15 protein-coding genes and 1 pseudogene are annotated in these 18,951 nt (G+C 69.3%); 11 read left to right on the forward strand and 5 right to left on the reverse strand.

Translation table 11 applies throughout. The annotated features are described in order from the left end of the window. Positions 1–26 precede the first annotated feature (26 nt). The 3 genes and pseudogenes from ACZ4RZ_RS04820 (at position 27) to ACZ4RZ_RS04830 (ending at position 2,739) form a co-directional block, all read left to right on the forward strand. Positions 27–890 carry a metallophosphoesterase family protein gene (locus ACZ4RZ_RS04820; protein WP_467742049.1) on the forward strand — a complete coding sequence of 288 codons (864 nt, stop codon included), beginning with the start codon at positions 27–29 and terminating at the stop codon, positions 888–890. Between the two features lie 245 nt (positions 891–1,135). Next, positions 1,136–1,812: pseudogene (locus tag ACZ4RZ_RS04825) on the forward strand (substrate-binding domain-containing protein); the annotation flags it as partial. Positions 1,813–2,007: 195 nt separating this feature from the next. Beyond that, on the forward strand, positions 2,008–2,739 hold the full coding sequence (locus ACZ4RZ_RS04830; protein ID WP_467743049.1) for a DUF4142 domain-containing protein: 732 nt from the start codon (positions 2,008–2,010) through the stop codon (positions 2,737–2,739). 60 nt (positions 2,740–2,799) lie between these two features. Here the strand turns inward: ACZ4RZ_RS04830 and ACZ4RZ_RS04835 are convergent, their stop codons facing one another. After that, positions 2,800–3,636, reverse strand: coding sequence for an MBL fold metallo-hydrolase (locus ACZ4RZ_RS04835; RefSeq protein ID WP_467742051.1), 837 nt, complete (start codon positions 3,634–3,636; stop codon positions 2,800–2,802). A gap of 125 nt (positions 3,637–3,761) precedes the next feature. Here ACZ4RZ_RS04835 and ACZ4RZ_RS04840 point away from each other — a divergent pair, with 125 nt between their 5' ends. Both ACZ4RZ_RS04840 and ACZ4RZ_RS04845 read left to right on the forward strand, forming a co-directional pair. Then, complete coding sequence (locus tag ACZ4RZ_RS04840; protein ID WP_467742053.1) at positions 3,762–4,364, forward strand: TetR/AcrR family transcriptional regulator; 603 nt, start codon at positions 3,762–3,764, stop codon at positions 4,362–4,364. Positions 4,365–4,557: 193 nt separating this feature from the next. Next, complete coding sequence (locus tag ACZ4RZ_RS04845) at positions 4,558–4,998, forward strand: SPW repeat protein (RefSeq protein WP_467742055.1); 441 nt, start codon at positions 4,558–4,560, stop codon at positions 4,996–4,998. 112 nt (positions 4,999–5,110) lie between these two features. Here the strand turns inward: ACZ4RZ_RS04845 and ACZ4RZ_RS04850 are convergent, their stop codons facing one another. Continuing rightward, positions 5,111–5,878: an ArsR/SmtB family transcription factor gene (locus tag ACZ4RZ_RS04850; RefSeq protein WP_467743051.1), complete on the reverse strand. Its 768-nt coding sequence runs from the start codon at positions 5,876–5,878 to the stop codon at positions 5,111–5,113. 175 nt (positions 5,879–6,053) lie between these two features. Further along, positions 6,054–8,312 (reverse strand): molybdopterin-dependent oxidoreductase, encoded by a 2,259-nt coding sequence (locus ACZ4RZ_RS04855; RefSeq protein ID WP_467742057.1) that lies wholly within the window; start codon positions 8,310–8,312, stop codon positions 6,054–6,056. A 204-nt stretch (positions 8,313–8,516) separates the two neighbouring features. On the opposite strand from ACZ4RZ_RS04855, the gene ACZ4RZ_RS04860 reads away from it, so the two are divergent. Genes ACZ4RZ_RS04860 through ACZ4RZ_RS04870 form a run of 3 tightly spaced genes read left to right on the forward strand, consistent with a single transcriptional unit; the run spans position 8,517 to position 10,914 of the window. Then, positions 8,517–9,776 carry an aminoglycoside phosphotransferase family protein gene (locus ACZ4RZ_RS04860; RefSeq protein ID WP_467742059.1) on the forward strand — a complete coding sequence of 420 codons (1,260 nt, stop codon included), beginning with the start codon at positions 8,517–8,519 and terminating at the stop codon, positions 9,774–9,776. After that, on the forward strand, positions 9,776–10,360 hold the full coding sequence (locus ACZ4RZ_RS04865) for a GNAT family N-acetyltransferase (RefSeq protein WP_467742061.1): 585 nt from the start codon (positions 9,776–9,778) through the stop codon (positions 10,358–10,360). Before ACZ4RZ_RS04860 ends, ACZ4RZ_RS04865 begins: the two co-directional genes overlap by 1 nt. Further along, entirely contained in the window at positions 10,357–10,914 is a 558-nt protein-coding gene (locus ACZ4RZ_RS04870; RefSeq protein WP_467742063.1) for a nucleoside/nucleotide kinase family protein, read from the forward strand. Before ACZ4RZ_RS04865 ends, ACZ4RZ_RS04870 begins: the two co-directional genes overlap by 4 nt. Before the next feature lie 32 nt (positions 10,915–10,946). Here the strand turns inward: ACZ4RZ_RS04870 and ACZ4RZ_RS04875 are convergent, their stop codons facing one another. Continuing rightward, positions 10,947–12,401, reverse strand: coding sequence for an APC family permease (locus tag ACZ4RZ_RS04875; protein ID WP_467742065.1), 1,455 nt, complete (start codon positions 12,399–12,401; stop codon positions 10,947–10,949). Positions 12,402–12,781: 380 nt separating this feature from the next. On the opposite strand from ACZ4RZ_RS04875, the gene ACZ4RZ_RS04880 reads away from it, so the two are divergent. Further along, positions 12,782–13,963 carry an ROK family transcriptional regulator gene (locus ACZ4RZ_RS04880; RefSeq protein WP_467742067.1) on the forward strand — a complete coding sequence of 394 codons (1,182 nt, stop codon included), beginning with the start codon at positions 12,782–12,784 and terminating at the stop codon, positions 13,961–13,963. Positions 13,964–14,132: 169 nt separating this feature from the next. Next, a complete protein-coding gene (locus tag ACZ4RZ_RS04885; RefSeq protein ID WP_467742069.1) occupies positions 14,133–16,859 on the forward strand; it encodes a glycoside hydrolase family 2 protein in 2,727 nt (908 codons plus the stop codon). A 54-nt stretch (positions 16,860–16,913) separates the two neighbouring features. Here ACZ4RZ_RS04885 and ACZ4RZ_RS04890 read toward each other — a convergent pair whose 3' ends face one another. Beyond that, on the reverse strand, positions 16,914–18,362 hold the full coding sequence (locus tag ACZ4RZ_RS04890) for a hydrolase (RefSeq protein ID WP_467742071.1): 1,449 nt from the start codon (positions 18,360–18,362) through the stop codon (positions 16,914–16,916). A gap of 232 nt (positions 18,363–18,594) precedes the next feature. Here ACZ4RZ_RS04890 and ACZ4RZ_RS04895 point away from each other — a divergent pair, with 232 nt between their 5' ends. Further along, on the forward strand, positions 18,595–18,858 hold the full coding sequence (locus ACZ4RZ_RS04895) for a GlsB/YeaQ/YmgE family stress response membrane protein (RefSeq protein ID WP_467742073.1): 264 nt from the start codon (positions 18,595–18,597) through the stop codon (positions 18,856–18,858). Positions 18,859–18,951: the final 93 nt, after the last annotated feature.

Genomic DNA, 18,951 nt, shown 5'->3' on the forward strand with positions numbered 1-18,951 from the left:
CGGAATCGGGTACCAGCAGGCGAGGTGTGCCGGACCCGTCAGCCGGCACGGACCAGGTGATCACCACGGGCACCACCCCGCCGCCCACCACCCCGCCGCCTTCGGGCGACCCGGTACTGGTCGGCGCCGGTGACATCTCCAACTCCGGCTCGGGCGACACCGCGACCGCCAACCTGCTGGACGGCATCCCCGGCACGGTGTTCACCGCCGGCGACAACGTCTACGACAGCGGCACGACCACGGAGTTCAACACCTACTACGACCCGACATGGGGTCGGCACAAGGCGCGCACCAAGCCGGCGCCGGGCAACCACGACTACAACACCCCCGGTGCCACCGGCTACTACGGCTACTTCGGCGCCAACGCCGGTCCGTCCGGACGGGGCTACTACTCCTACGACCTGGGCAACTGGCACGTCGTATCGCTGAACTCCGAGGTCAGCATGTCTGTCGGCTCGGCGCAGGAGCAGTGGCTGCGTTCTGACCTGGCCGCCAGCACCAAGGCGTGCACCCTCGCCTACTGGCACAAGCCGCGGTTCACCTCGGGCGCCAACCATGCGCCCGACACGTCGACCGGGCCGCTCGTCCAGGCGCTCTACGACAACAACGCCGAGGTGATCGTCGCCGGCCACAACCACCAGTACGAGCGGTTCGCTCCCATGAACCCGAGCGGTCAGCTCGACACCACCCGCGGCATCCGGCACTTCGTCGCCGGCATGGGCGGTGCCAGCCACTACAGCTTCGGCACCATCCAGCCCAACAGCGAAGCCCGCAATAGCGACACCTATGGCGTGCTCAAGTTCACCCTGCACGCCAACAGCTACGACTGGCAGTTCGTGCCCGAGGCGGGCAAGACCTACAGCGACAGCGGCACCACCAGCTGCCACTGAGTGAGCACGCCCTCGCACCACGCGGGGGCTGTCCGCGGCGAAGCCCCGGACAGCCCCCGTCGACTGCCCACCACAGCGAGCGTTCCTCTGCGTGTGTCCGTCGTGGTACTGCACCGAGGCGGATGATCAAGCCGGGTGATCAAGGCCATCAGCCAGCAGGCTCACACCTGCCCGGCCCCAAACCAGGGCCTCCTACCTGCGAATTCAGGATGGAAACTCCTCAATGTGCTGAACACGGTGAATGGCTGCGCGGAGCCGCGGGCGAACAGCGCCGTATCAGCCGGATGATCCGCGTCGGCACCGTGAACGCGGCGACCGTGCCGTTGCTCATTCCCACGGTTCAGAGCTTTCGAGCGACGCGTCCGCTGACGCAGGTCGAGGTGGTCGGCGCCCAGCAGTCGGAGATCCACCGGGCCCTGTCGGAAGGCGGCCTCGACCTGGGCCTGGTCAACCATCTGGGCGGCGACGACCTGCCCGCCGACTTCGAGAGCACCGAACTGCTGTGCGGGCGCCCGGTGTTGTGCGTACGCCCGGACAATCCCCTCGCCGCACTGCAGGCGGTGTCGGCGTCCGATCTCCTCGACGAGCACGAGCCGCTGATCGCCATGCGTTCCGGCTATCTGACGCACCGCTACATCCACCGGCTCCCTGGAGGGCCGCTCCCCCACCTTCTCGTACTCCACGGACGCAGCGGACATGGGCAAGCTCATGGTCGCGGAGGGCTTGGGCGCCAGGGTCCTGCCCGACTTCAGCGTCATCGGCGACGACCTGGAGCGGCGCGGCGCGATCACCTACCGCCCGCTCCCTGACGACACGACACAGGTCCTGCTGATGCTGCGGCACCGCCGGGCGGACTCGGTACATCCACGATCTGCATGAGGAGTTCGTCCGCAGGGCCGGGGAACTCGGCGGCAGTCCGACCCATCGGCCCCGCGGCGGATCGAGGGTCGCATCGGCGGGCGGAGCCACGGATTTTACCCGGAGTAAAGATTTCTCTCGCGCGTACGGCCGTACTGGTGGGCGTCCGAACCACCCGTACCGGATCCACCCGCACCGGATCCATGACGCGGCCGACCAGAGCGTCCGGCTCTGGACCGCCGCCCCGCCAGGAGGCTCAATGCGCATTGCACGGAACATGGGAACGCTCTTCGTGACCGGTGCGTTGACCATGACCCTCGCCGCGCTCGCCTACCCCGCCGTGCTCGGGTTGCAGAACACGTCCAGTGCCCCGACGCGCGTGATTGCCCATACCTCGACGGGACCGCTGACCGAGGCAGACCGCGACTTCGTCGTCAAGGTGCGGGCGGCCGGACTGTGGGAATACCCCTCCGGACAGCTGGCCCTGGAGAAGGGCACCACCCCGGCGGTCAGAACCGCCGGTCAGCACCTCATCAAGGGCCACGCCGCACTGGACGACACCTGCCGCAAGGTCGCCACTCAGCTCGGCATCACCCTGCCCAACAAGCCGTCTCCGCAACAGCAGGGCTTCGTGGCCACCTTGAGCGCGGACAGCGGCAAGCAGTTCGACACCGACCTCGCCAACATCCTGCGGGTGACCCACGGGCAGATCTTCCCGGTCATCGCGAAGATCCGGGCCTCGACCGAGAACACCCTGGTACGTCAACTCGCCGACCAGGCCAATGACACCGTGCTGGACCACATCACGGTGATGGAGAAGACCGGGCTGGTCAACTTCGATCAGGTGCTGTTCCAGGAGACCAAGAAGCCGAATCTGTCCGCGCAGGACGTCACGCCTCCGGCGCCCCAGCCGGGCGAGCCGACCGTCGTGCTCACTCCGCCTGCGGACGGCGCCTCGGCTTCCGTGTCGCCGACACCGACGGTGAGGTGAGCTGTCGCCCTCTTCCGCCGCACCGGCAACTCGCCCTCATTCAGCGCGGAGAGCTCGCCCTCACTCGGCTCCCGCACCCGTGCCCCCGCCCGTGTACCGCGCCAGTTCCCAGGGGTCGTGCGCGCTGAAGACGTCGATCTCGTCGCCGTGCAGACGCACCAGTTCCCGCAGACGGGCATGGTTGCCGAGTCGCAGCGGCCGGTCCACCTCGGTGATCTGCTGGAGGATGTCCATGCCGGGGTGGCCCTGGGGGTGGTCGGGGTCGATCTCGCGGTGGAAGTAGTAGGCGTCGCCGCAGTGCAGGAGCCATCGGCCGGAGTCCTCAACGGCTATCGCACTGTGTCCGTGGGTGTGGCCGCCGAGCGGGACGAGCAGGATCTCCGCGTCCAGGCCCTCCAGTGGGCGGACCGCGTCGAATCCGTACCAGGGCTCGCCCTGCGGCTGCGCGTACGTCACCCAGTGCGGCCGGTGCTCCCACTGGGCCGGGCGGTAGCGGACGCGGTCCTCGGGGTGCGCGCCGGGTGCCGCCATCGCCGCGCGGTGTTCGGCCTCGCTCAGATGGACCTTGGCCCAGGGGAAGTCGGCGAGGCCTCCCGCGTGGTCGAGGTCGAGATGGCTGAGCACGATGTGCCGGACGTCCTCGGGCCGGAATCCGAGTCCGGCGACCTGGTGCAGTGCCGTCTCCCCCAGGTCGAGGACGGGCTGCGCCCGGCCGAGGAACGCCGCGCCGAGGCTCTCCTCGGGCCGGGCCACATCGGCCGTACCGAGGCCGCTCTCGACCAGGACGAGTCCGTCACGGTCGGTCTCGACGAGCAGGCAGTGACAGACCGCGGGCAGGCTCCCCTCCTCGGTGTCGATCGTCCGCATGGAACCGCAGTTCAGGTGGTGGATCTTCACGATGAGTCCCTTCGCGCACCTGTGGATGCCGCCCCGGCATCGGCACGGCACTGTGCTCAAGCTCGCGTTTAGATAACGAACGATCGTAAGCTAATGGCGAACGATCGTTAGGTTAAACTGGCGGCATGAGCCCGCGCAAGTCCGTTGCCGACACCGCCGCCACCCGCGACCGGATCATCGAGAGCGCCCTCGCGCTGGCGTCCGACGAGGGCCTCGAAGGGCTCACCATCGGTCGGCTCGCGACCGATCTGGGGATGAGCAAGGCCGGGGTGATCGGTCACTTCGGCAGCAAGGAAGGGCTGCAACTCGCCGTTCTGGACGCCGCGGTCGAGCGGTTCCGGCTGCGGGTGCCGGCCCGCGCCGTGGGCGCCAGGCCCGGAACCGAACGACTGGCGCGCGCCTTCGGCGAGTGGATCGATTACATGGCCGAGGACGAAGGCCACGGGGGCTGCTTCCTCACTTCGGTGGCGAGCGAGTTCGACGGCCGCCCCGGCCCGGTCCGCGACGCGGTGCTCGAAGCGCTCGCCGCGTGGTCGGCGTACGTGGCGTCGGAGCTGAACACCGCGGTCGACAACCGCGAGCTCCCGGAGCGCACCGACGTGGACCAACTCGTCTTCGAGCTCAATGGCGTTGCCCTGGCGGCCAATCAGTCCATCCAGCTGCACCGTGATGCGCTCGCGCCCACGCGGGCCCGGCGCGCCATCGCCCGCCTGCTCATCTCCCCCTGAGGCGGCGATCACCCCAGGACGTCTCCTCGCCGGCCCCGCAGAGCGGCAGAGCGCGTCACTCGCGCCTCTGCGAACCCCGCAGCTCTACACATAAAGAAGAAATAAGCGCAGAATGTATGTACGCGGCGCTTACCGCATACCGCACCAGACGCGGTCGGGCCGCTGGGTCGAAAGAGATCGAAGGAGACGAGTCATGGCCAACGTCTCGCACCCCAGGGGTGACATCACCAGCCACCCCGATGTATCCGAAATGCGGGCTCGGTATGACCGCATGCTCGGTGGCCGCGATGTGGCACTCGTGGACGGGCCGGTGTTCCTGCTCGGCCTGTACTGCGCCGTGTCCCCGTGGATACTCCACTACGCGACAAGCCAGCCAGCCCTGGCGACCCACAACCTGATCATGGGCATCGCGATAGGCCTGCTGGCCCTCGGATTCACCGTCACGCCGGAGAGGATGTACGGCCTGAGCTGGGCCATCTGTGCGATGGGCACGTGGCTGATCATCTCGCCGTGGATTGTCGGCACCAGCCCGGACACCGGAGTCGCGCTCAACAGCATCATCGTCGGCGCATTGGCCGTGGTGCTGGGGGCGTTGTGCGCGATGACAGCGACGAAGAGCACTCCCCGGGCGTAGGCCCGACAGCAGGAAGGAAGCGGAAACAAGCGGAAGCAATCCGCGGGCCGGTCCGCCCTGGGCGGGCCGGCCCGTTCGCGCCCGCTCGGAGCCCGCGCATCACTCCCGGTCGTCAGCGGCTCGGGACCAGCCACGGCTCCTGCGGCAACGGGGCGCCGGTCTCGAGCACGGACTTCAGGTTGGACAGCACCGCCGGCCAGCCGGAGCTGACGTCACTCAGCGCGCCCTCGTCGGCCAGGTCCTCGTGAGTCACCGTCAGCCGGACGATGTCGGCGTGCGGCTGGATGTCGAAGGTGACGCGGGAATACTTGTCCTCCTGCCCCTCGTCCTCGGGAGAGGCCCACGTGGTGACGAGGCGGGTCGGCCGCTCGCTCTCCACGACGGTGCCGACCACATCGGCGATGCCCGAACCGTCCGTGCGCCGGTGTTCCCAACGGGAGCCCGGCTGCCAGTCCGAGACATTGCTGTGGCCCCAGTACACGGCGGTCAGGTCGGCGTCGGTGAGCGCGTCCCAGACCTTCTCGGGCGTGCTCTGGATGTAGATGACGTACACGAAATTGGGCCTGTCGGTCATGGCTTCCTCGGCTCTTCGTTTCAGGTCGCTCAGCGCGCGCAGGCGCGGGCGCTCGAACTTGTCGATCCAGCGCTCCTGGATCTCGTGGAGCGGCACGGGATTGAGGTAGTGCAGCTTCTCCCGCCCCCGCCGCACGGTGCTGACGAGGTTGGCGGCCTCCAGAACGGCAAGGTGCTGCGTCACCGACTGACGTGTCATGTCGATGTGCTCGCACAGCTCGCCGAGCGTCTGACCGTTGTGCTCGTGCAGCCGGTCGAGCAGTCTCCTTCGCGTCTCGTCGGCCAGTGCCTTGAAGACCTGGTTCATGCCGGAGTCGCTGTCTGATCGCACACTCAACGTTATGCAGGCAATTGCTTGCATGTCAACCCACGGCGAGGCATCCCCGGGCGGCCGGAACGGCCTCCGGGTGGCGTCCTGAAAGCAGCTCGACAGGGATTGCTCGGCATGCAGAGGGAACCTGCCGCCGCAAGACCGGCCTTGCCTACCGCCCGCGCGGAGCGGCCCCGGTCGCCTCCAGACGCGCCGGAACGTGCTTGTGCCAGGGCGTTCCGGCCAGCCAGTCGCGGTGGTGGAGGGAGGTGAGGTCGTTGGGGGCGACGCCCACGATGCCGTGATCGGGGTGGTCGACTCCGAGGCCGTTGGGCAGGGAGATGTGTCCCTCACGCATCATGTCGGTCACCTCGACGACCACGTCGGCGCTGCCGCGTTCGGTGTACAGGCGGGCCGTGGAGCCGGTGGTCAGACCGAGGCGGTCGGCGTCGGCCCGGCTGACGCGCAGAGCGCCTTCCGTGTCGCGGCGGCGCCAGGCCGGGTCACGGTAGATGGTGTTGGCGGTGAAGGAGCGCCGCTCGCCCGCCGAGAGCACCAGCGGGTACGCCTCGCTCGTGAGAGGGTTCGCGAGATCTCCCAGCTCCCCCAGCTTCTCGATCAGTTCGGGGATCTCCACCGTGAAGCGGCGGTCGGGACGGCGCACGTAGTTCCATACGTCGTCCCATTCGTCGACCGTGAAGACGACCCCGGAGGGCGTCGCCACGATCGCGTCGAAGAGGGCGTCCCCGTCGGCGAACCCGGCGCGCCGCACGGCGTCCGGGTACGTCATCGCGCACAGCTGGGCCAGTCCCCACACCGGTGCGGTGGCGCGCCGCCCCTCCGGGAGTGCGGTGCCCAGCGTCTCGTACAGCAGGTACGGGGCGAGGCCGACGAGCGCCGGGTCCTCCCCGAGGGCGGCGAAGAAGGCCCGGCCAAAGGCGGTGCGCGACGCGTGGGCCGCCTTGGTGAGGGTCGTCAGGAGTTCCTCGTCGGCGGCGCCCAGGCGGCGCAGCAGCCGGGCGTAGATCTCGGGTTCCGGGAGCGTGCCGGGGAGCGGGGAAAGGACGGGTGGGCGGAGCTGGAAGGCGTTGTGCGGGAACTCGGTGTTGAAGAAGGTCGCCTCCCACTTCTCGAACTGGCTGGCCGCGGGCAGCACATAGTCGGCTCGCCGGGCGGTCTCGGTCAGCGCGACATCGACGACGACCACCAGGTCGAGCGCGTCCAGCGCCTCAGCGAAAGCACGTGAATCGGCCAGCGAGTGCGCCGGGTTGGCGCTCTCGATCCACATCGCGCGGAACCGGTCGGGGTGATCGGTGAGGATCTCCTCGGCGATGGAATTGCACGGAACCAGACCCGAGATGATCTTCGCCCCGGTGACCGGGGTGCGGCGTCCACGACCGGACTTCCCACTGCCGCCGGCGAGTGCGGCGAAGGCGGAGTGCAGGAACATCGTGCCGGGTCGCCCGAAGTTCCCGGTCAGGATCCACACCAGCTTGTTCAGATACGACACCAGGGTGCTGTGCGGTGCCTGCTGCACGCCCAGATCCTCGTACGTCGTGACGCTCGCGGCCGTCCCGATGCGCCGCGCCGCGGCCCGCAGCAGTTCCTCGTCCACTCCGCAGCGGGCCACGTACTCCGTCACCGGTACGTCGGCCAGCGCGGCGAGCACCGGACCGGCCCCCGCCGTGTGCGCCTCGATGAACTCGGCGTCGTACAGGCCCTCTTGGACGATGACGGCCAGCAGGGCGGCCAGACACCACGCGTCCGTGCCCGGCCGTACCTGGAGATGATGATCGGCCAGCGCGGCGGTCTCGCTGCGCCGCGGGTCGAGGACGATCAACGAACGGTCGGGGTCCTTGGCGAGGGCGCGCAGGGTCGGCCGGGCCCGCGGGAAGCTGTGCGACTGCCAGGGGTTCTTGCCAAGGAAGACGACGACCTCGGCGTGCTCGAAGTCGCCCTTGGTGTGGCCGCCGTAGAGCTTCGCGTCGACCCACATCTCGCCCGTCTTCTCCTGGGCGAGCGCGTTGGAGAAGTAGGAGCTGCCGAGGGCCGCCTGGAGCGCCTTGGTGTGCAGGCCGCCGAGATGGTTGCCCTGGCCCCCGGCACCGTAGAAGAAGATCTTCTCGCCGCCGTGCTCGTCGCGCACGGCCGTGAGGCGTTCGGCGATCTCGTCGAGCGCGGTGTCCCAGTCGACCTCCTCGTACGTCCCGTCGGCGCGGCGGCGCAGCGGTGAGGTGAGCCGGTGGCGGCCGTTCTGGTAGTGGTCGAGGCGCAGCGCCTTCTCGCAGGTGTAGCCGGCCGAGGAGGGATGCTTCTTGTCGCCGCGGATGCGGGTCAACCGCCGCCCGTCCAGCTGGACTTCGATTCCGCAGTTGCACTCGCAGAGGATGCACGCGGAGGTCTGCCAGGTCTCTCGTCCGGTGTCGGCCACGCCCATCGGCTCCTCACGCCCAGCGGGTTCCAGTGAGTCCTGTGTCTGTGCCGTGTTACCTGCGTCTGTGCCCTGGTGCCTCTGTCCCGCTGTCCCGTGGAACAACTTACTGGACGGTAGCGCCGTCAGTCCTATAGAGCAACCCACTCGGCCGACCCGGATATTCGCTCGCCGGAGGCATCCGTCGCCGCTCACACTGGCGCCGTGAGCCGAACCGTGAGCGCATGGGTGACCTCGGGCGAGGAGTTCTTGGGTGTCGCCGGCCCCTTTTCCGTGGACGTCCCGTGGTGGTCCGAGGTGGAGCCGGTCGTCGGACGACTGGAGAGGCTGCTCAGCGTACCGGTGCTGGTCCTGCGTCTCGTTGATGTCGACGGCGGCGCGGGGGGACGGGACGGTCATGTGACGTACCACGTCGAGGCGTTGGAGCGGCCTGCGCCCGGCACCCTCGACCGACGGCCCGTCGATCAGGGCCTGTTGAACGGCCACGAGGTGTTCCGCTCGCCGTGGGCGCGGGCCGACGGTCTGCGTGAACTCCTCGGCTGGGCGACCGACACGCTGGCCTCGGCGGGGCGGCCGGTGACCGGTCCGGTCGAGCAGCGCCGGACATGGAACCTGGCCGGGCTCTTCCGCCTGCCCACCGCGCGGGGCACGGTCTGGCTCAAGACGACACCGCACTTCGCGGCCGACGAGGCCGGGGTCGTCGGCGCCTTCGCGCGGGTCGACCCCGGTCTGGTCGCGACACTCCTCGGCTCCGGCGAGCGCCGCATGCTGATGGAGCACATCCCCGGGGAGGACTGCTGGGGAGCCTCGTCCGATACGGTCGCCGCCGTCATGGAGCGCTTCGTGGCGGCGCAGGTGGCGCTCGCGGCGTCAGAATCGGGGCGTCCGTCGGACATCCGGGACCGGCGCGCGCAGGTTCTCACCGCCCAGCTCCGCGAGCTGCTGGCCGGACCGGTCGCGCGGGAGCTGAACAGTCAAGAGCTCTCCATCGCAAGGGAGTTGACGAACCGCTGGGACCTTCTCGCCGAGTGCGGGCTGCCCGACACGCTCGTGCACGGCGACTTCCATCCCGGAAACTGGCGCAGTGACGGCGGTTCGCCCGTGGTCGTGGACTTCGCAGACGCGCACTGGGGGAACCCGGTCCTGGACGGACTGCGCGTGCAGCACTTCCTCCCCGAGTCGCGCCGTGCGCAGGCCGCCCGCGCCTGGATCGACGCGTGGAGGGCGCGGTTCCCCGCTGCCGACCCGGCGCGCGCCCTCGCCCTCGCCGAGCCGCTTGCCCATCTCACGTACGCGCTCCGTTATCAGGAGTTCCTCGACGGCATCGAGCCCTCGGAACGGCCGTACCACCGCGGAGATCCGGCGGACGAGATCCGCGCGGCGGTGCGGTGCGCCGGTAAGCCGAGCCGGTATCTCGCGGGGCCCTCTTGGCTGCCACCCGTCCCGCGCGGCAGGATCAACTGATGGACAGCCGACCGAAGTTCGACTTCCCGAGGCCGCTGCACATCGAAGGGCTGGGGCTTCAACTGCGCGAGTGGTGCGCCGACGACGTGGCGGACCTCGTCGCGCTCTACGACGATCCCGAGATCGACCGCTGGACACCGGTCCCGTCGCCGTTCGACGCCGAGGCGGCGCGGGCGTACCTCGCCGCCGCCGAGCAGAAGGCCGCCGAGGGGCAGACGGTGCAGCTGGCCATCACCACGGACGGCGGGCGGCCCCAGGGTGAGATCCTGCTCTTCCGCAGCGCGGCGGACGAGCGGGACCTCGAACTCGCCTATGGAGTGGGGGCGGCCTACCGGGGCCGGGGGCTTGCGACCCGCGCGGTGCGGCTCGCGGTGTACTTCGCGAAGCGTCGTGTCGGGGGGCGGCGCGTGGTGCTGTGCATCGAGGACGGGAACGCGGCGAGCGAGGCGGTCGCCAAGGCGGCCGGGTTCGTACTGACCGACGAAGGCCCGGTCCTTCGCGTGGCGAAGGACCGGGAGGTCGTCCTGAGGACCTGGAGCCATCTCGACGGCGACGAAGCACCGAGCGAGTGGCACCGCCTGTGACGCGGCGCTCCGGCACTCACACGGAGGTACTGCTCATCGGCGGGCGCGCCGGTGTCGGCAAATCCACGGTGGGCTGGGAGGTTTCGGCGCGGCTGCGGGCCGCGGAGGTCGCTCACGCGGTGATCGAGGGCGACTTCATGGGGCAGGTGCATCCGGCACCGGAGGGCGACCCGCACCGCGCCGCGATCACCGAGCGCAACCTCCGGGCGGTCTGGGGAAACTTCGCCGAGCTGGGCTACCGGCGTCTTGTCTACACCAACACCGTGAGCGTGCTGGCCGAGTCGGCGAGCCTGTTCGAGCGGGCGATCGGAGCGGACGTACGGCTGGTACGGGTGCTGCTGACGGCCACGGACGAGACCACCGCCGGTCGGCTCAAGGGGCGGGAAATCGGCTCCGAGTTGGAGCGGGAGCTGAAGAACAGCGCCTACAGGGCACGGTTGTTGGACGAACGGGCGCCCGCGGACACGATCCGGATGGCGACCGACGACCGCGCGGTGATCGACATCGCGCGTGAGGTCGTGGCCGCCACCGGCTGGCTGCCGTCCAAGTCCTGAACCGGGCACTCAGGACCGCGGGCGCCCCTCCCTCACGCCCCGGCGGGTTCCGCGTCCGGCGTCGGAGCGGCCAGGTACTCCTCGGTGATCTCCTTCGGTCCGAAGGGCCACACCTTCTCCAGGCTCGCCCAGATGACGTAGGCGACACAGCCGAGGGCGACCCACGCCAGGGACCATTCGATGGGGTGGCGGCCCGGGGAGTTCTTGTCCGCGTATCCGTAGATGGTGAGCCAGCCCGCGAGGGCGAGGAGGCTCGGCACGGGATAGAGCCACATCTTGTACGGTCGGCGCAGTTCCGGTTGACGCTTGCGCAGCACCGACAGAGCGAGGATCTGGGCCAGTGCCTGGACGATCACCATGACGGTGGTGAGCAGCTGGATGAGCGTGGCGAGGTCGGTGTGGCGGCCGATGAGGAAGCCGATCGCCGTGACGACGCCCATGGTGGCCAGGCCCAGCATCGGGAAGCGATGCTGGGGGTGCAGCTTGGCGTACGGGCGGAAGAAGACGCGGTCACGGGCGGCGTCGTACGGGACGCGCGAACCGCCGAGCAGACCGGTGAAGACCGAGGCGAACGCGGTGATGAGGATGAGGACCGTGACCGTGTCGGCGGCGCCCTTGCCCCAGGTCTTCTCCAGGACCGCGGAGGCCACGGACGTGGAGGCGATGTCGCCGGGGTCGGTCATCCGGTGCCAGTCGATGACGCCGAGCGTGCCGATCTGCAGCAGCAGGTAGATCGCCATGATGCCGAGGATGGAGAAGATGATGGAGCGGGGCAGCGTGCGGCCCGGCTCCTTGATCTCGGCGCCCATGTACGCGGTGGTGTTGTAGCCGAGGTAGTCGTAGATGCCGATGGTCAGGCCCGCGGCGAAGCCGATCCAGAAGTGGCTGCTGGTCAGCTCGAAGGCGTGCGCCGGATAGGTGAAGGCCATGTGCGCGCTGAAGTCGGTGGCGGCGGCGAGGATCACCAGGACAACCGAGGTGATCATGACCGCCCACATCACGGCGGTGATCCGCGCGATGTGCTCGATGCCGCGCCACAGCAGGATCACCACGAGGGCGACCATGCCCAGTCCGATGAGGTCCCCCGTGGTCTTGCCCATGTCGGGGGCCAGGTAGCCCAGGTACTGCACGAAGCCGACCACGCCGGTGGACATGATCAGCGGGATGAAGAGCATGGCGGTCCAGACGAACAGGAACGGCATCAGCCGCCCGGTGCGGTACTGGAAGGCCTGGCGCAGATAGACGTAACTGCCGCCGGAGCCGGGCATCGACGCGCCCAGCTCGGCCCAGATGAGCCCGTCCGCGAGGGCCAGCAGCGCACCGGCGATGAAGCCGATGACGGCCTGCGGGCCGCCGAACGCGGCGACCATGAGCGGAATCGTCACGAACGGCCCGATGCCGCACATCTGGCTCATGTTGATCGCAGTGGCCTGGAACAGGCCGACGCGGCGGACGAAACCGCCGTTGGGTGGCGGGCTACCGGACATGGCTCCTCCTGAAGGAAGACGCGGGGAGAGGTACGAGGTGACGGCCGACCTGAACGGCGGCCGACGGAACAAGGGCGGCGGGTGACCGGCCGACGCTGGGTCCTGTCGTCACATTCCCGCCTGCCTCCCGACGCCATGCACACACTCTCGCCGCACCGGGCGCAGACCCAAGTACATCCAGTACGAGGATCAGCGCCCGGCGCGCCGAGAGCACGCACCTGACGCCGCGAGGCCCGCCCTGCGGGCGGACGACGCGAATGTGACGACAGGACCCAGGCCTCCCTCCCCTTGGATCGCCCGGCGAGGCTGACTGGGCGATAAAGTTAAGGAGCCTTACTAGATGCGTCAAGAGGGTGTCATGAATGCGTGAGAATGGTGCGATGCCCGCCAGCGACGCCGCAGAGCAGCCGGAACAGCCCTGGAACCGGCGACGGCTGCGCAGCACCAACGAGCGACTGCTCCTCGACCGGCTGCGCACCGCCGGTGCCGCCTCGCGCGCCCAACTCGCCCGCGAGACGGGACTGTCCAAGCCGACGGTCTCCAGCGCGCTGGCCGCCCTTGAGGAGGCGGGACTGGTCCACGAGGTCGGCACCCACGCGCCGGAGCGCGGCAGGGTGGCGGTCCTGTACGCCCCCGACCCCGCCGCCGGCTACGCGCTCGGCATCGATATCGGCCGCGGCTGGCTGCGCGTGGCGGTCGCCGATCTGGACGGCGCGGTGGTCGCGCGGGCCGACGTGCGCAACCGGGCCCGCAGTTCGGGTGCCATGGCCGACCTGGTGGTCGCAACGGCCCATCAGGTGGTCGCCAACTCCGGTGTCAAGGCGGACGAGGTGGCCCACGCGGTGGTGGGCACGCCGGGCGTGTACGACGAGAAGCAGCGCCGGGTGCGGTACGCGATGCATCTGCCCGGTTGGGGCCGCGCGGGCCTGTTCGACCGGATGCACGAGGAACTGGGCATCCCGCTGGAGGTGCACAACGACGCCAACCTGGCGGCCCTGGGCGAGTACACCTACGGAGTCGGCGCGGGCAGCCGCCTGTTCACGTACATCATGATCGGCACCGGTCTCGGCATGGGCGTCGTCAGCGAGGGGCGGCTGTTCACCGGGGCGCACGGCGGGGCCGGGGAGATCGGATTCCTGCCGTGGCCGGGACAGCAGAGGCCGGAGACGCTGGAGGACGCGGTGTCCGGTGTGGCCGTCGTCGAGGCGGCGCGGCACTTCGGCATGACCGGGCAGCTCACCGCGAAGGCCGTCTTCGACGCGGCGCGCGAGGGACATCCCGCCGCGGTCCAGGCGGTGCAGTTGGAGGGCGAGCGGATCGCGCACACGGTGGCGGCGGCGGCCGCGGTGCTCGATCCCGATCTGGTGGTCCTGGGTGGCGGGGTGGGCCACAGCGTCGATCTGCTGCTGCGGCCGGTACGCGAGACCCTGCGCACCCTCACGCCACTGCGTCCGAAGGTCGTACCCAGCCGACTGGGTGAGGACGCGGTGCTGCTCGGGGCCGTCGCTACGGCACTGGGGACAGCGCGTGATGTGGTGTTCGAGCGGCGGTCGGCTTCCTGAGGGCACCCGCCCTGCCGATCGGGGCGTGCTCCCGGCGGTGATTGACATGACTCACTCGGCCGCCTAGCTTGTGGGCCAAGTTAGTAAAGTTTCCTAACTTGCTGTGTCGAAGCTTGCAAGCGTGCAGTGTCGAAGCGCGGATGCTCCCCCACCCCCCAAGGAGACCACCGTGTTCCACCGCCCTGCCTCAAGACGGCGCCTCGCCACGGCCGCCGTCGCCCTGGGCCTCCTGTGCACCCTCTCCACGAGCGCGTGGGCCGGCGTCCACGACACCGGACCGGCCACCGCGCAGCGGACCCACGTCACCACGGTGGCCTCCGCGCCGGGCAGCACCACCGCGCTCGCCGGGTACGCGATCCAGTCGACCGCCAAGGTGAGCGACCCGGCGGCGGACGTCTCGAGTCCCGGCTATCCGGCGAGCGGCTGGTATCCGGCGGGCTCCCGCTCCACGGTCCTCGCGGCGCTGCTCGCGACCGGGAAGTACGCGGACCCGTTCTACTCGACCAACCAGCAGAAGATCCCGAAGGTCGACTTCGACGTGCCCTGGTGGTACCGCTCGGACTTCACGGTCGCCGACACCTCCGAGCGCAGCTACCTGGACTTCAGCGGGGTCATCTCAGCGGCAGACGTCTACGTCAACGGCAAGCAGGTCGCCAAGGCCGCCGATGTGGCGGGCGCGTACACGCACCACGAACTCGACATCACCTCACTGGTGCGGGCGGGCACCAACACGGTCGCCTTCCGCATCCAGCCCAACGAACCCAACAAGAACCTCACCATGGGCTGGATCGACTGGCTGCAGCCACCGCCCGACGAGAACATGGGCATCGTCCGCGACGTCCTCGTCCGTCGCGGCGGCCCGGTCGCGCTGCGCGACGCGCACGTGGTGACCAAGCTCGACGTCCCGTCGCTCGCCGCCGCGGACCTGACGGTCAAGGCGAAGGCGCGCAATGAGACAAGCACCGCCGTCTCGGCCACGGTCTCCGGCACCATCGGGTCGACGTCCTTCAGCAAGACCGTCGCCCTCGCCGCACACGAGACGAAGACCGTCACCTTCACCCCGGCCGACTCCCCCGGCCTGCACCTGACATCGCCGAAGGTGTGGTGGCCCGCGGACATGGGCGGACAGCCCCTGTACGGCCTCGACCTGACCGCCTCCGTCGCCGGCACCCCCTCGGACACCGCGCACGAGGACTTCGGCATCCGCGACGTGAAGGCGCCGCTCAACTCCGACGGCGCCCGGCAGTACAGCATCAACGGCCGGCGGCTGCTGATCAAGGGCGGCGGCTGGTCGCCGGACGAGTTCCTGCGCTGGGACCGGACGTACGTCGAGGACCGGCTGAAGTACGCGCTCGACCTGGGCCTCAACACCATCCGCCTGGAAGGGCACATCGAGCCCGACGAGTTCTTCGACCTCGCCGACCGGTACGGCATCCTCACGCTGCCCGGCTGGGAGTGCTGCGACAAGTGGGAGGGGAACGTCAACGGCAGCGAGCGGGGCGACAAGTGGACCGCCGCCGACTATCCCGTCGCCAAGGCCTCGATGGCCGCCGAGGCCGCGCGTCTGCGGGATCACCCGAGCGTCATCTCGTTCCTCATCGGCAGCGACTTCGCGCCGGACGCCACGATCGAGAAGAACTACCTCGACGCGCTGAAGGCCGCCGACTGGCCGACCCCCGTGGTCGCCGCCGCCTCCGACAAATCCTCTCCGCAGTTGGGCAGTTCGGGCATGAAGATGACCGGGCCCTACGACTGGATCCCGCCGAACTACTGGTACGCCAAGCGCGAGGGCGGCGCCACCGGCTTCAACTCGGAGACCAGCGCGGGCCCCGACATCCCCACACTCGACACCCTGCGCCGGATGATGTCCCCCGCCGATCTCGACACCCTCTGGAAGAACCCCGGCGCCAAGCAGTACCACCGCTCGCCGTCGTCGACCTTCGACACCCTCAAGATCTACGACGCCGCCCTGACCGGCCGCTACGGCGCACCGACCGCCCTGCCGGACTACGTGCGCAAGGCACAGCTCGCCCAGTACGAGAACGTGCGCGCGCAGTACGAGGCGTACGGGCGCAACGCCACCGACTCCTCGAAGCCCTCGACCGGTGTCATCTACTGGATGTTCAACAGCGGATGGACGTCACTGCACTGGCAGTTGATGGACCGTTACCTCGACCAGGGCGGTGCCTACTTCGGCGCCAAGAAGGCCAATGAGCCGCTGCACATCCAGTACTCGTACGACAACCGCTCCGTCGTGGTGGTGAACAACCGGCACGCGTCCGCGTCCGGCCTCACGGCCCGGGTCACGCTCTTCAACACCGACGGTGCGCAGAAGTACGACAAGACCGCGACCGGCGTGAACGTGGGCGGGGACGGAGCGCGCAGCACCGCGCTCACGGTGCCGTCATCGGTCGGCGAGCTGTCGACGACGTATCTCGCGCGCCTGATCCTCACCGACTCCAAGGGTCAGGAGGTCAGCCGCAACGTCTACTGGCTGTCGACCAAGCCCGACACGCTCGACTGGGCCAACACCGACTGGTACTACACGCCGACGACGAGCTACGCGGACCTCAAGGGGCTCAACTCGATGGCGCAGGCGCCGGTCTCGGCGACGGCGTCGACCTCGTCCGGCCCGGACGGCACGTCCACGACGACGGTCACCGTACGGAACACCGGGACCGGGAAGACGCCGGCACTGCTCACCGATGCGCACCTCGTGGACGCGAAGGGCAAGCCGGTGCTGCCGGTGCGGTGGTCCGACAACCAGGTCAGCCTGTGGCCCGGCGAGTCGACGACTCTGACGGCCACGTACCGGACGGCCGATCTGCACGGATCCGCGCCTCGGGTGCGGGTGTCGGGGTGGAACACGCCGGAGAAGACGGTCCCGGCGGCATAGGGCGGGACAGACAAAGGGGCGGGTCCGGATCCCGGGCCCGCCCCTTTTGCGTGCTCAGCTCACATTGAGCGCGGTGTCGTCGATGACGAACGACGTCTGGAGCGTGGAGCCTTCCGTGCCGGTGAACTTGATGGTGACCGTCTGCCCGGCATAGGTGGTGCCGAGGCTGAAGGTGCGCTGCGTGTACTCCGACGCGGCGCTCAGGTTGGAGTACGTGGCCAGGGTCGACAGGACGGTGCCGCTGCTGTTGAGGACCTGGGCCTTGAGGGTGTCGTACGCCGTGCTGGTGGTCGTCTCGGCCGTGTCCACGTGGAGGTAGAAGCTCAGGGTGGCCGAGCATCCCGACGGGATGGTCACCGACTGGGAAAGCGTGTCGGTGTGGGCGGATCCGTATCCGTCCAGCCAGGCCTTGTAGGAGCCGGTGCGGGCGGCCTCACCGGAGTCGGTCGTGATCACGCCGCTGCTCGCGGTCCAGGACGAGCTTCCGGACTCGAAGCCGGGGTTGGCGAGGAGCTGCGCGGCCGTGCAGGTGCCGCCACCGCCTCCGCCACCACCGGTGCCGCTCGCGCCGGCGAGCCATTCGGTGGCGTTGAGCGCGAGCGCCGCGTTGGTGGCGCCGGTGTCGTTCCAGCCGTCGTACAGCGTGTTTCCGGACTGGCCGGTGCCGTCGTCGATCGGCGAACTGTCTCCCCAGAAGGCGACGCGACCACTGCCGAAGGTGCTGGTCGCGAAGAACGCTCCGGTGTTGCCCGAGTAGCCGGTCCGGTAGAGCAGGCCCTTGACGGCCGAGTTGTCGGCGGGCTTGAGGGTGGCCGTCGTACCGCTGGCGATGAGGCTCTTCGTCACGGTGCCGAACGAGCCGTGCAGGACCGCGTTGCTGCTGTCGCTGATGGCACTCGGGTAGTCGGAGCCGATGCTCAGCGAGTCGATGGAGAAGCCGAACGGGTCGGTGCTGTCGACGCTGTTGTTCGTCATCAGGTCGTTCAGGATCTCGACCGCGTCCTCACCGTCGTTGTTGCGGTCGGCGCCGGTGTGGTCGGAGATCATGAACAGGCCGCCGCCGTTCTTGACGAACGTCATGATCGCGGTCTTCTCGGCCGTGGTGAAGAGCGTGTTGGGCTCGGGCAGCACCAGCTCGTCGAAGTTCGACAGGTCTGTCGCGGCGGAGCCGCCGTAGGTGAGGCTGGAGCCCGAGGGCAGTGTCTTGAGGCTGTAGTTGCCGGTCTTCTGCAGGGCCACGCCCCACGAGGAGAGCGCGCCGGTCCAGTCGGTCTCGGCGGACGGAGAGGAGTCCTGGCCGAGCGGGTCGGGCTGGCTGGTGGAGATGATCCAGTCGGCGTTGCCCGCCGTCTCGGCGTGGGCGTTGTCGAACAGGATCCGGTGCGTGGTCGCCGCGTGGGCGGGGGCGGCGCCGGCCGCCTGGACGGCGGCGCCCGTGACAAGCAGTCCGAACACGGCCAGCGCCGTGGTGAGTCTGTGGCGGGATCTTCTGAATCCGAGCATCCGGCGAACCTCCGTGTGGGGTGGGGAGAGGCGGTGCGGGCGCCAAGTCTGCGCGCGTAGAACGGGAGTTGGCCGTCTACCGCGCGACAGATTATTGAACGGTACATGACGAAATAGCGACTGAACAGGAGGGCTCCGGAGCCGCGTCCCGGGCCGCCCGAAGCAGAGCGGACTGCCTCCGCGTACAGGGGGCACATACATAACTGCGGGGGACCGACAAAGAGGGGCGGAGATGGAGATCTCAGGCATCATCAGTGCCATCCTCATCGGCATCATCATCGGCGTACTGGGCAGGCTCGTCGTCCCCGGACGCCAGCGCATCGGCATCCTGTCGACGATCGCCGTCGGCATCGTGGCCGCGTTCATCGGCTCGGGGATCGCCGCTGCGTTCGGTGTCGCCGACACCAAGGGCGTCGACTGGATCGAGTGGCTCATCCAGATCGGTCTGGCGGCCCTGGGCGTCGCGGCTCTCGACCGGGCCAAGGTGCGCCGCTGACGGGGAGGTGGGCGCGGGCGAGGGGGCAGCCCTGCGTGCCGCGTGCTCAATTCCGTTGCGGGTGGCGCGTCGGTACGGCTACGTTCTGCGGGC

This window comes from Streptomyces sp. NPDC027189, from assembly GCF_055566975.1.